The sequence below is a fragment of the Pseudomonas sp. TH37 genome (assembly GCF_016650735.1).
In the GTDB taxonomy this organism is placed as follows: Bacteria; Pseudomonadota; Gammaproteobacteria; order Pseudomonadales; family Pseudomonadaceae; genus Aquipseudomonas; species Aquipseudomonas farris.
Genome location: NZ_JAEKFD010000009.1, coordinates 1 through 11,715 on the forward strand (window position 1 = coordinate 1; position 11,715 = coordinate 11,715).

The 11,715-nt window shown below is 54.8% G+C and carries 11 protein-coding genes and 4 tRNA genes; all 15 read left to right on the plus strand.

Annotated elements, in window-relative coordinates; all coding sequences use genetic code 11:
* Nucleotides 1–76: 76 nt before the first annotated feature.
* The 15 genes from birA (at nt 77) to rpoB (ending at nt 11,697) form a co-directional block, all read left to right on the plus strand.
* Nucleotides 77–1,036 carry a bifunctional biotin--[acetyl-CoA-carboxylase] ligase/biotin operon repressor BirA gene (gene birA / locus JFU11_RS21080; RefSeq protein ID WP_201121363.1) on the plus strand — a complete coding sequence of 320 codons (960 nt, stop codon included), beginning with the start codon at nt 77–79 and terminating at the stop codon, nt 1,034–1,036.
* Complete coding sequence (locus tag JFU11_RS21085; RefSeq protein ID WP_052967039.1) at nt 1,026–1,775, plus strand: pantothenate kinase; 750 nt, start codon at nt 1,026–1,028, stop codon at nt 1,773–1,775. The genes birA and JFU11_RS21085 overlap by 11 nt, the downstream gene beginning before the upstream one ends.
* A 7-nt stretch (nt 1,776–1,782) precedes the next feature.
* Complete coding sequence (locus JFU11_RS21090; protein WP_201062026.1) at nt 1,783–2,223, plus strand: hypothetical protein; 441 nt, start codon at nt 1,783–1,785, stop codon at nt 2,221–2,223.
* Between the two features lie 142 nt (nt 2,224–2,365).
* A tRNA-Tyr gene (locus JFU11_RS21095) sits at nt 2,366–2,450 on the plus strand.
* 24 nt (nt 2,451–2,474) lie between these two features.
* Nucleotides 2,475–2,548, plus strand: a tRNA-Gly gene (locus JFU11_RS21100).
* Between the two features lie 26 nt (nt 2,549–2,574).
* Nucleotides 2,575–2,650, plus strand: a tRNA-Thr gene (locus JFU11_RS21105).
* Between the two features lie 84 nt (nt 2,651–2,734).
* Nucleotides 2,735–3,928 (plus strand): elongation factor Tu, encoded by a 1,194-nt coding sequence (gene tuf / locus JFU11_RS21110; protein WP_007896619.1) that lies wholly within the window; start codon nt 2,735–2,737, stop codon nt 3,926–3,928.
* A gap of 53 nt (nt 3,929–3,981) precedes the next feature.
* Nucleotides 3,982–4,057 (plus strand) — tRNA-Trp (locus tag JFU11_RS21115).
* Nucleotides 4,058–4,102: 45 nt separating this feature from the next.
* The gene (gene secE / locus JFU11_RS21120; protein ID WP_007896620.1) at nt 4,103–4,471 is read left to right on the plus strand and encodes a preprotein translocase subunit SecE; all 369 of its coding nucleotides are present in this window, start codon (nt 4,103–4,105) and stop codon (nt 4,469–4,471) included.
* A 9-nt stretch (nt 4,472–4,480) separates the two neighbouring features.
* Nucleotides 4,481–5,014, plus strand: a complete 534-nt coding sequence (gene nusG / locus JFU11_RS21125; protein WP_007896622.1) for a transcription termination/antitermination protein NusG — start codon at nt 4,481–4,483, stop codon at nt 5,012–5,014.
* Nucleotides 5,015–5,131: 117 nt separating this feature from the next.
* Nucleotides 5,132–5,563 (plus strand): 50S ribosomal protein L11, encoded by a 432-nt coding sequence (gene rplK / locus JFU11_RS21130; RefSeq protein ID WP_008008888.1) that lies wholly within the window; start codon nt 5,132–5,134, stop codon nt 5,561–5,563.
* Nucleotides 5,563–6,258 carry a 50S ribosomal protein L1 gene (rplA, locus tag JFU11_RS21135; protein ID WP_007896626.1) on the plus strand — a complete coding sequence of 232 codons (696 nt, stop codon included), beginning with the start codon at nt 5,563–5,565 and terminating at the stop codon, nt 6,256–6,258. Before rplK ends, rplA begins: the two co-directional genes overlap by 1 nt.
* Nucleotides 6,259–6,456: 198 nt before the next feature.
* Nucleotides 6,457–6,957, plus strand: a complete 501-nt coding sequence (rplJ, locus tag JFU11_RS21140) for a 50S ribosomal protein L10 (protein WP_007896629.1) — start codon at nt 6,457–6,459, stop codon at nt 6,955–6,957.
* A gap of 80 nt (nt 6,958–7,037) precedes the next feature.
* Nucleotides 7,038–7,403 carry a 50S ribosomal protein L7/L12 gene (rplL, locus tag JFU11_RS21145; RefSeq protein WP_008073881.1) on the plus strand — a complete coding sequence of 122 codons (366 nt, stop codon included), beginning with the start codon at nt 7,038–7,040 and terminating at the stop codon, nt 7,401–7,403.
* 220 nt (nt 7,404–7,623) lie between these two features.
* On the plus strand, nt 7,624–11,697 hold the full coding sequence (gene rpoB, locus JFU11_RS21150) for a DNA-directed RNA polymerase subunit beta (protein WP_007896631.1): 4,074 nt from the start codon (nt 7,624–7,626) through the stop codon (nt 11,695–11,697).
* Nucleotides 11,698–11,715: the final 18 nt, after the last annotated feature.

Here is an 11,715-nt window from a genome sequence, read left to right on the forward strand (position 1 = left end):
ATCTCGCTTCTAGGGTTTCTATGCAACAGCCCGGGGCATGGCTATCATGCGGGCCTCATTGTGAGGCGAGACTTGCATGCTGACGTTGTTAAAGCTTCTTAAGGATGGTCGATTCCATTCGGGCCAAGCCCTGGGTGCTGCCTTGGGCGTCAGTCGTAGCGCTGTATGGAAGCAGCTTCAGCACTTGGAAGCTGAGCTCGGGTTATCCATTCATAAAGTGCGCGGTCGCGGCTATCAACTAGCTGCGCCGTTGACACTGCTTGATCCTGCGGAAATAAGCGCGCGGGCGCCTTCTTGCGAGTGGCCCATTCTAGTCTTCGATTCAATTGACTCTACCAACGCTGAAGCCTTGCGAGCTATCGAGCGTGGCCAGCCTGCGCCATTTCTGGTGCTCGCTGAGCGGCAGACGGCTGGTCGTGGGCGGCGTGGACGCAAATGGGTGAGCCCGTTCGCGGAAAACATCTATTACAGTCTGGTACTGCGCATTGATGGTGGGATGCGGCAGCTGGAAGGCTTGAGTCTTGTTGTCGGGCTTGCCGTAATGCAAGCCTTGCGAGGGCTTGGTATTTCAGGTGTGGGGTTGAAGTGGCCGAATGATGTTCTGGTGGGTCAGCAAAAGATTGCAGGAATACTGCTCGAATTAGTGGGGGATCCTGCTGATGTGTGTCACGTGGTGATCGGTGTCGGAATAAATGTGAACATGCAGATGACTGATGAGGTTGATCAGCAGTGGACGTCCATGCGCCTCGAGTCGGGTAAGGCTGTTGATCGCAATCATCTGGTTGCGGAGTTAGGGTTGATGCTCCAGACCTATTTAAATCGCCACCAGGCCGGCGGATTTCCTGCTATCCAGGCGGAGTGGGAGCAAAATCATCTATGGCAGGGGCGGGCGGTATCGTTGATTGCCGGTGTTAGTCAGATAGATGGTGAGGTGCTGGGTATCGATGGCCAAGGTGCCTTGCGCTTGAAGGTGAATGGTGTGGAGAAGGTCTTTAGTGGTGGCGAGCTCAGTCTGAGGTTACGTGATGATTCTTGAGCTCGATTGTGGAAACAGTTTCATCAAGTGGCGTGTGCTCGGCGAGGATGTCAGGCGGGTGATTGGCGAGGGGGTCGTTGATTCAGATCTCGCGTTGCTGGAGAGCTTGAAAGGCCTCAAGGGGCTCGCTCTCATGCATTGTCGCTTGGTCAGTGTCAGAACCGCCGAAGAGACCAGTGCGCTGATTTCTCTGCTGACCGAGGCTTTTGGCGTTTCCGTAGTGTGCGCGACACCGGCTCGGGAGATGTCCGGGGTTCGAAATGGCTATGAGGAGTTCGAGCGGCTAGGGCTTGATCGCTGGCTTGCAATGCTCGGAGGATTTCATCTGGCTTCGGGTGCTTGTCTGGTGCTCGACTTTGGTACGGCGGTTACGGCTGACTTTATTGCAGGGGATGGTGAACATCTCGGAGGATTTATCTGTCCGGGGATGCCTTTGATGCGCAACCAGCTGCGTACCCATACCCGTAGAATTCGCTATGGAGATCTTGCTGCCGAGCGCGCTTTGGAGAGTCTTGTTCCTGGGCGCACAACCGTCGAGGCGGTCGAGCGTGGTTGTTTGCTAATGTTGAGAGGGTTTGTCCTGACTCAGCTAGAGTTGGCGCGCAGCTATTGGGGAGATGATTTCGCAGTCTTTCTGACTGGCGGGGATGCTGATCTGGTCTCCGAGATTGTGCCCGAAGCCAGGGTGGTTCCAGACCTGGTATTTGTAGGTTTGGCGATGGCGTGTCCCTTGTCCTGAGGTTTTTATGCGTTGGTTGTTTCTGCTGCTGCTTGTTCTCAATGTGTTCTATTACATCTGGCACCAACAAGAGGCTCCTCTGCGCGCAAAGGATGTAACCCCTTTGAGTTTGTATCGGGGTTCGCAGCAGGACATTCGCTTGTTGAGTGAAACGACTGACGCGGCTCGTGATAAAGGAAAGCCTGCCCAGGCAGACGATGGATGCCTCTATCTTGGCGGTTTTACTCGTCAGGAAGCGGCTCAGGCGGTCGAGCGGCGATTGAGTGGCATGGAAATCAAGTTCGAGTCCTTGCTGAGGGCCCCCGCCGAGTCTGATGGTTACTGGGTGCGCATAGCCCCGGAAAGCCGGCGTTTGCTGAGTGACTCGCAGTTGCAAAACCTTTCTAAAGAATTCAATGAGTTAAAACATAAAATAATGCCGTGCGAGGGGGTTGCACCCGTCGAATAGTTTGCATAGAATGGCGCCCGCTTCGCAGTGAAGACCTTTAACGGTCAGCAGTGTGAAGCGAGGTCAACGCAGCTAACCTCAGGTTTTTAATGAGAAAATGCTTGACAGAAGGCTGGCATGATATAGAATGCCGGCTCGCTTAGGAGGGGTTCCCGAGCGGCCAAAGGGATCAGACTGTAAATCTGACGTCTACGACTTCGAAGGTTCGAATCCTTCCCCCTCCACCATTTTTAGCGAGAGCTGCAAGCTCCGCGGGTATAGTTTAGTGGTAGAACCTCAGCCTTCCAAGCTGATGATGCGGGTTCGATTCCCGCTACCCGCTCCAAGTTTGCAGGTCCTGCAAAGTGTTACGCTCTTGTAGCTCAGTTGGTAGAGCACACCCTTGGTAAGGGTGAGGTCAGCGGTTCAAATCCGCTCAAGAGCTCCATATAACAAGGCAGATATGAAAATATCTGCCTTTGTTTTAATGGCTGATAGTACTTGCTTAATTCTTCTGCTAGGGGTGATTTCGATGGCTAAGGAAAAGTTCGAACGTAACAAGCCGCACGTCAACGTTGGAACCATTGGTCACGTAGACCATGGCAAGACAACTCTGACCGCCGCTTTGACCCGCGTCTGCTCCGAAGTGTTCGGTTCGGCAAAGGTTGACTTCGACAAGATCGATAGCGCCCCAGAAGAAAAAGCTCGTGGTATCACCATTAACACTGCTCACGTTGAGTACGATTCGGCTGTGCGTCACTACGCGCACGTTGACTGTCCAGGTCACGCCGACTACGTAAAAAACATGATTACCGGTGCTGCGCAGATGGATGGTGCGATTCTGGTTTGCTCGGCCGCTGATGGTCCGATGCCGCAAACCCGTGAGCACATCCTGTTGTCCCGTCAGGTTGGCGTTCCGTACATCGTTGTCTTCCTGAATAAGGCTGACATGGTTGACGATGCTGAGCTGCTGGAGCTGGTTGAGATGGAAGTGCGCGATCTGCTGAGCACTTACGATTTCCCAGGTGATGATACGCCGATCATCATTGGTTCGGCGCTGATGGCGCTGAATGGTCAAGACGACAACGAGATGGGTACTACCGCCGTCAAGAAGTTGGTCGAGACTCTGGATAGCTATATTCCGCAGCCTGAGCGTGCTATCGATAAGCCGTTCCTGATGCCGATCGAGGATGTGTTCTCGATCTCCGGTCGCGGTACTGTTGTGACTGGTCGTGTTGAGCGTGGCATTGTCCGCATTCAGGAAGAAGTTGAGATTGTTGGTCTTCGTGACACTGTCAAAACTACTTGCACTGGTGTTGAAATGTTCCGCAAGCTGCTCGACGAAGGTCGTGCAGGTGAGAACTGTGGTGTTCTGCTGCGTGGTACCAAGCGTGATGATGTTGAGCGTGGCCAGGTTCTGGTCAAGCCCGGCACTGTCAAGCCGCATACCAAGTTCACTGCTGAGGTTTACGTTCTGAGCAAGGAAGAGGGTGGTCGTCATACGCCATTCTTCAAGGGCTACCGTCCGCAGTTCTACTTCCGTACAACTGACGTGACTGGTAACTGTGAGCTGCCAGAAGGTGTTGAAATGGTGATGCCAGGTGACAACGTTCAAATGACCGTTACCCTGATCAAAACCATCGCGATGGAAGATGGTCTGCGTTTCGCTATCCGTGAGGGCGGTCGTACCGTCGGCGCTGGTGTCGTAGCAAAAGTCATCGAGTAAGTTGTTGTAATGTCTTTTTCGGGCCGGCATAATGGTCGGCCTGATTTTGTTTTAGGTCAGTAGCTCAATTGGCAGAGCGACGGTCTCCAAAACCGTAGGTTGGGGGTTCGATTCCCTCCTGACCTGCCAGATTCACTTGGTGTGTCTGGCTTTCTTTTCACAGGATCTTCATAGATGACTCCTAAAGCTGAAGCTCAAGGCTCTCGCTTCGATCTGCTCAAGTGGCTAGTAGTAGTCGCTTTGGTGGTTGTTGGCGTTGTTGGCAATCAGTATTACTCTGCTTCGCCGATCCTGTACCGCGTACTCGCTTTGCTTGTCATTGCTGCTGTAGCTGCCTTTGTAGGCCTGCAGACAGTCAAGGGCAAGTCTTTCTTTGTACTGGTTAAGGAAGCTCGCACCGAGATTCGTAAAGTCGTATGGCCAACTCGCCAAGAAACCACGCAGACCACGCTGATTGTTGTGGCTGTTGTTCTGGTTATGGCGTTGCTGTTGTGGGGGCTTGATTCCCTGCTCGGCTGGCTTGTTTCCTTGATTGTCGGCTAAGGGTGTCCCGTGGCTAAGCGTTGGTACGTTGTGCATGCTTACTCCGGTTACGAGAAGCATGTCATGCGCTCGTTGGTAGAGCGCGTAAAGCTGGCTGGCATGGAAGATGGCTTTGGCGAAATTCTGGTTCCCACTGAAGAAGTGGTTGAGATGCGTAATGGCCAGAAACGCAAAAGCGAGCGCAAGTTCTTCCCAGGTTATGTGCTGGTCCAGATGGACATGAACGAGGGTACTTGGCACTTGGTCAAGGATACTCCTCGGGTGATGGGTTTCATCGGCGGTACTGCTGACAAGCCTGCACCGATCACTGATAAAGAGGCAGAAGCAATTCTGCGTCGCGTTGCTGATGGTAGCGACAAGCCGAAGCCGAAGACGTTGTTCGAGCCAGGCGAGTCGGTACGTGTCAATGACGGACCGTTTGCTGATTTTACTGGCACGGTTGAAGAAGTTAACTACGAGAAGAGCCGGATCCAAGTGGCAGTGCTCATTTTCGGTCGCTCTACTCCGGTAGAGCTAGAGTTCAGCCAGGTCGAAAAGGTCTAGTTGAGCAAGCATCCCAACCCCGCAGCCCTAGGCTGTGGGGTTTTGTCGTCACTGGGATAAACGCGCAAGTAACCGGGGAGCCTTTCGAGGCGTTCGAACCCGTAATTGGAGTGCCTCATGGCCAAGAAGATTACCGCTTACATCAAGCTGCAAGTGAAGGCCGCTCAGGCTAACCCAAGCCCACCTGTTGGTCCTGCTTTGGGTCAGCACGGCGTGAACATCATGGAATTCTGCAAGGCTTTCAACGCCCGTACTCAGGGTATTGAGCCAGGTCTGCCGACTCCAGTGATCATCACTGTCTACAGCGACCGTAGCTTCACTTTCGAAACCAAATCCACACCTGCTTCGGTTCTGCTGAAGAAGGCTGCTGGTCTGACTAGCGGTTCTGCTCGTCCGAACACCGTTAAGGTTGGCACCGTGACCCGTGCTCAGCTGGAAGAAATCGCGAAAACCAAAAACGCGGATCTGACTGCAGCTGATATGGAAGCAGCCGTGCGTACTATCGCCGGTTCTGCTCGTAGCATGGGCCTTAACGTGGAGGGTGTGTAATGGCTAAGTTGACCAAGCGTCAAAAGGCTATCGCCGGCAAAATCGAAGCAGGCAAGTCCTACAACTTTGTAGACGCTGCTGCTCTGCTGGCTGAGCTGTCGACTGTCAAGTTCAGCGAGTCGTTCGACGTTGCTGTGAACCTGGGTGTTGACCCGCGTAAATCCGACCAGGTCGTTCGTAGCGCTACCGTGCTGCCACACGGCACTGGCAAGACTGTTCGCGTTGCTGTGTTCACCCAGGGTCCAGCTGCCGAGGCTGCTCTGGCTGCCGGCGCTGACCGTGTAGGTATGGACGACCTGGCTGCGGAAATGAAAGGCGGCGACCTGAACTATGACGTAGTTATCGCATCCCCGGATGCTATGCGCGTTGTTGGTCAGTTGGGTCAGATCCTGGGCCCACGCGGCCTGATGCCTAACCCTAAAGTCGGCACTGTAACTCCAGACGTAGCTACCGCGGTTAAAAACGCCAAGGCTGGTCAGGTTCGTTATCGCACCGACAAAAACGGCATCATCCACACCTCCGTTGGCAAAGTCGGCTTCGATGCCGTCAAGCTGAAGGAAAACGTTGAAGCCCTGATCGCTGATCTGAAGCGTATCAAGCCAGCTTCCTCGAAAGGTATTTACGTCAAGCGCGTTACCCTGAGCACCACCATGGGTCCAGGTCTGGTCATCGACCAAGGCTCGCTCGACGCGTAAGACACAGGTTGGCGCAAGCGATTGCGCCAATTGAAAGATTGGGGTCCCTGCCTGGCGGGGGCTATCCAAGACCGTAGGCGACGCAAGTCTTAAACCTCAAGCCTACGCAGATGGTGCTCCCGGTTCCTTACCGAATCAGACACCAAAACGACATCCGGCTTCGGTTGGATGAAACGGTAACAAGCAGGAGTTAAACCCGTGGCAATTAAACTCGAAGACAAGAAGGCCATCGTCGCTGAAGTCAACGAGGCTGCCAATGTTGCCCTGTCTGCTGTTGTGGCTGATGCCCGCGGCGTGACAGTTGGCGCTATGACCGGACTCCGTAAAGAGGCTCGTGAAGCTGGCGTTTACGTACGTGTTGTACGTAACACCCTGCTCAAGCGCGCCGTTGCTGGCACTCAATATGACGTGCTCAACGACGTGTTCACCGGCCCGACCTTGATTGCATTTTCGAAAGAACATCCGGGCGCTGCTGCTCGTATCTTCAAAGAATTCGCAAAAGGTCAGGATAAGTTCGAGATCAAGGCAGCTGCGTTCGAGGGCAAGTTCCTCGCAGCTAATCAGATCGACGTACTGGCAAGTCTGCCGACCCGTGACGAAGCAATTTCTCAGCTGATGAGCGTGATTCAAGGCGCAACCAGCAAATTGGCTCGTACTCTGGCGGCCCTTCGCGACCAGAAAGAAGCTGCCGCAGCCTAAGGCTGAGCGACTCCTTTCAGCGTTTATTGTTTATTTCGATGGCCGCGTAGGCTGTCACCCCAATACAGGAATTTATAGTCATGTCTCTGACTAACGACCAAATCATCGAAGCAATCGGCGAAAAATCCGTTCTGGAAATCGTTGAGCTGATCAAGGCCATGGAAGAGAAGTTCGGCGTTTCCGCTGCCGCTGCTTCCGCTGGTCCAGCTGCTGTTGCTGCCGTTGTTGAAGAACAAACTGAATTCAACGTCATGCTGACCGAAGCTGGCGAGAAGAAAGTTAACGTGATCAAGGCAGTACGTGAACTGACCGGTCTGGGCCTGAAAGAAGCCAAGGCTGTAGTTGACGGCGCTCCTGCCATGGTTCTGGAAGCTGTTTCGAAAGACGCAGCTGACAAAGCCAAAGCTACTCTGGAAGAAGCAGGCGCTAAAGTCGAGCTGAAGTAAGCATCGACTTTGCACCTCCAGCCCGAGCGTTAAGCGAAAGGCTGATGGCTGGTGGCTCTTGCCACCGGCCTTTTTCCGTTATTGGCAGCCGACTGGGTCGGTGCTGGTAACGAGCTGTAACCACCCGATGCGGTGGCGCAAACCATGGGGTTTGCACGATTTTCTGGCTGCTCCCGTCGGGAGGGGCCAAACAAGCAGGTGACCAAGCTGGGGAACGCTGATGGCTTACTCATATACTGAGAAAAAACGTATCCGCAAGGACTTTAGCAAGTTGCCGGACGTCATGGATGTGCCGTACCTCCTGGCCATCCAGCTGGATTCGTATCGTGAATTCTTGCAAGCGGGAGCGACTAAAGATCAGTTCCGCGACGTGGGCCTGCATGCGGCCTTCAAATCCGTTTTCCCGATCATCAGCTACTCCGGCAATGCTGCGCTGGAGTACGTCGGTTATCGCCTGGGCGAACCGGCATTTGATGTCAAAGAATGCGTATTGCGCGGTGTAACTTACGCCGTACCTTTGCGGGTAAAAGTGCGCCTGATCATTTTCGACAAAGAATCGTCGAACAAAGCGATCAAGGACATCAAAGAGCAAGAAGTCTACATGGGTGAAATCCCCCTGATGACTGAAAACGGTACCTTCGTAATCAACGGTACCGAGCGTGTAATCGTTTCCCAGCTGCACCGTTCCCCGGGCGTGTTCTTCGACCACGACCGTGGCAAGACGCACAGCTCCGGCAAACTGCTGTACTCCGCGCGCATCATTCCTTACCGCGGTTCGTGGCTGGACTTCGAGTTCGACCCGAAAGACTGCGTGTTCGTGCGTATCGACCGTCGTCGCAAGCTGCCTGCATCGGTACTGCTGCGCGCGCTGGGCTATACCACTGAAGAAGTGCTGGACGCGTTCTACACCACCAACGTCTTCCACGTGCAAGGTGAAAACCTCAGCCTGGAACTGGTGCCTCAGCGCCTGCGTGGTGAAATTGCTGTCCTGGATATCCTGGATGACAAAGGCAAAGTTATTGTCGAGCAAGGTCGTCGTATCACTGCTCGCCACATCAACCAGCTGGAAAAAGCAGGGATCAAAGAGCTGCAAGTGCCTCTGGACTACGTCCTGGGTCGCACTACCGCCAAGGTCATCGTGCATCCGGCAACCGGCGAAATCCTGGCAGAGTGCAACACCGAGCTGAACACCGAAATCCTGGCAAAAATCGCCAAGGCTCAGGTTGTTCGCATCGAAACTCTGTACACCAACGATATCGACTGCGGTCCGTTCGTCTCCGACACTCTGAAGATCGACTCCACCAGCAACCAATTGGAAGCGCTGGTCGAGATCTATCGCATGATGCGTCCTGGCGAGCCGCCAACCAAAGACGCTGCCGAGACTCTGTTCAACAACCTGTTCTTCAGCCCTGAGCGCTATGACCTGTCTGCGGTCGGCCGGATGAAGTTCAACCGTCGTATCGGTCGTACCGAGATCGAAGGTTCGGGCGTGTTGTGCAAAGAAGACATCGTCGCGGTACTGAAGACTCTGGTCGACATCCGTAACGGTAAAGGCATCGTCGATGACATCGACCACCTGGGTAACCGTCGTGTTCGCTGCGTAGGCGAAATGGCCGAGAACCAGTTCCGCGTTGGCCTGGTACGTGTTGAGCGTGCGGTCAAAGAGCGTCTGTCGATGGCTGAAAGCGAAGGCCTGATGCCGCAAGACCTGATCAACGCCAAGCCAGTGGCTGCGGCGGTGAAAGAGTTCTTCGGTTCCAGCCAGCTCTCCCAGTTCATGGACCAGAACAACCCGCTGTCCGAGATCACCCACAAGCGTCGTGTCTCTGCACTCGGCCCTGGCGGTTTGACTCGTGAGCGTGCTGGCTTTGAAGTGCGTGACGTACACCCGACTCACTACGGTCGTGTATGCCCGATTGAAACGCCGGAAGGTCCGAACATCGGTCTGATCAACTCCTTGGCTGCCTATGCGCGCACCAACCAGTACGGCTTCCTCGAGAGCCCGTACCGTGTGGTGAAAGACGCTCTGGTCACCGACGAGATCGTGTTCCTGTCCGCCATCGAAGAAGCTGATCACGTGATCGCTCAGGCCTCGGCCACGATGAACGACAAGAAAGTCCTGATCGACGAGCTGGTAGCTGTTCGTCACTTGAACGAGTTCACCGTCAAGGCGCCGGAAGACGTCACCTTGATGGACGTATCGCCGAAGCAGGTAGTTTCGGTTGCAGCGTCGCTGATCCCGTTCCTCGAGCACGACGACGCCAACCGTGCGTTGATGGGTTCGAACATGCAGCGTCAAGCTGTACCAACCCTGCGCGCTGACAAGCCGCTGGTCGGTACCGGCATGGAGCGTAACGTAGCCCGTGACTCCGGCGTTTGCGTCGTGGCTCGTCGTGGTGGCGTGATCGACTCCGTCGACGCCAGCCGTATTGTGGTTCGTGTTGCTGATGATGAAGTTGAAACCGGTGAAGCTGGTGTCGACATCTACAACCTGACCAAGTACACCCGCTCCAACCAGAACACCTGCATCAACCAGCGTCCGCTGGTGAGCAAGGGTGATCGGGTTCAGCGCAGCGACATCATGGCCGACGGTCCGTCCACCGATATGGGGGAGCTGGCTCTGGGTCAGAACATGCGCATCGCGTTCATGGCATGGAACGGCTTCAACTTCGAAGACTCCATCTGCCTGTCCGAGCGTGTTGTTCAGGAAGACCGTTTCACCACGATCCACATTCAGGAACTGACCTGTGTGGCACGTGACACCAAGCTTGGGCCAGAGGAAATCACTGCAGACATCCCGAACGTGGGTGAAGCTGCACTGAACAAGCTGGACGAAGCCGGTATCGTTTACGTAGGTGCTGAAGTTGGCGCAGGCGACATCCTGGTTGGTAAGGTCACTCCGAAAGGCGAGACCCAACTGACTCCGGAAGAAAAACTGCTGCGTGCCATCTTCGGTGAAAAAGCCAGCGACGTTAAAGACACTTCCCTGCGTGTGCCTACCGGCACCAAGGGTACTGTCATCGACGTACAGGTCTTCACCCGTGACGGCGTTGAGCGTGATGCTCGTGCACTGTCGATCGAGAAGACTCAACTCGACGAGATCCGCAAGGATCTGAACGAAGAGTTCCGTATCGTTGAAGGCGCCACTTTCGAACGTCTGCGTTCCGCTCTGGTCGGCCACAAAGCCGAAGGCGGCGCCGGTCTGAAGAAAGGTCAGGAAATCACCGACGAAGTTCTCGACGGTCTTGAGCATGGTCAGTGGTTCAAACTGCGCATGGCTGAAGATGCTCTGAACGAGCAACTCGAGAAGGCTCAGGCCTACATCGTTGATCGCCGCCGTCTGCTGGACGACAAGTTCGAAGACAAGAAGCGCAAACTGCAGCAGGGCGATGACCTGGCTCCAGGCGTGCTGAAAATCGTCAAGGTTTACCTGGCAATCCGTCGTCGCATCCAGCCGGGCGACAAGATGGCCGGTCGTCACGGTAACAAAGGTGTGGTCTCCGTGATCATGCCGGTTGAAGACATGCCGCACGATGCCAATGGCACCCCGGTCGACGTCGTCCTCAACCCGTTGGGCGTACCTTCGCGTATGAACGTTGGTCAGATCCTTGAAACCCACCTGGGCCTCGCGGCCAAAGGTCTGGGCGAGAAGATCAACCGGATGGTCGAAGAGCAGCGTAAAGTTGCTGAACTTCGCACCTTCCTGGACGAGATCTACAACCAGATCGGCGGTCGTAACGAAGATCTGGATAGCTTCTCCGACCAGGAAATCCTGGATCTGGCGAAGAACCTGCGTGGCGGCGTACCAATGGCCACTCCAGTGTTCGACGGCGCCAAGGAAAGCGAAATCAAGGCCATGCTGAAACTGGCAGACCTGCCAGAAAGCGGCCAGATGCAGCTGACCGACGGCCGTACCGGCAACAAGTTCGAGCGCCCGGTTACTGTTGGCTACATGTACATGCTGAAGCTGAACCACTTGGTAGACGACAAGATGCACGCTCGTTCTACCGGTTCGTACAGCCTGGTTACCCAGCAGCCGCTGGGTGGTAAGGCACAGTTCGGTGGTCAGCGTTTCGGGGAGATGGAGGTCTGGGCACTGGAAGCATACGGTGCTGCTTACACTCTGCAAGAAATGCTCACAGTGAAGTCGGACGATGTGAACGGTCGGACCAAGATGTACAAAAACATCGTGGACGGCGATCACCGTATGGAGCCGGGCATGCCCGAGTCTTTCAACGTGTTGATCAAAGAAATTCGTTCCCTCGGCATCGATATCGATCTGGAAACCGAATAACACGTGACGCGAATCGAG

Excerpts from the sequence above, each read along its gene's own strand:
- rplA (WP_007896626.1), top strand. The coding sequence starts at position 5,563 with ATGGCTAAGTTGACCAAGCGTCAAAAGGCTATCGCCGGCAAAATCGAA.
- JFU11_RS21085 (WP_052967039.1), top strand. The coding sequence starts at position 1,026 with ATGATTCTTGAGCTCGATTGTGGAAACAGTTTCATCAAGTGGCGTGTG.
- birA (WP_201121363.1), top strand. The coding sequence starts at position 77 with ATGCTGACGTTGTTAAAGCTTCTTAAGGATGGTCGATTCCATTCGGGC.
- rplL (WP_008073881.1), top strand. The coding sequence starts at position 7,038 with ATGTCTCTGACTAACGACCAAATCATCGAAGCAATCGGCGAAAAATCC.
- rplK (WP_008008888.1), top strand. The coding sequence starts at position 5,132 with ATGGCCAAGAAGATTACCGCTTACATCAAGCTGCAAGTGAAGGCCGCT.
- JFU11_RS21090 (WP_201062026.1), top strand. The coding sequence starts at position 1,783 with ATGCGTTGGTTGTTTCTGCTGCTGCTTGTTCTCAATGTGTTCTATTAC.
- rpoB (WP_007896631.1), top strand. The coding sequence starts at position 7,624 with ATGGCTTACTCATATACTGAGAAAAAACGTATCCGCAAGGACTTTAGC.
- secE (WP_007896620.1), top strand. The coding sequence starts at position 4,103 with ATGACTCCTAAAGCTGAAGCTCAAGGCTCTCGCTTCGATCTGCTCAAG.
- tuf (WP_007896619.1), top strand. The coding sequence starts at position 2,735 with ATGGCTAAGGAAAAGTTCGAACGTAACAAGCCGCACGTCAACGTTGGA.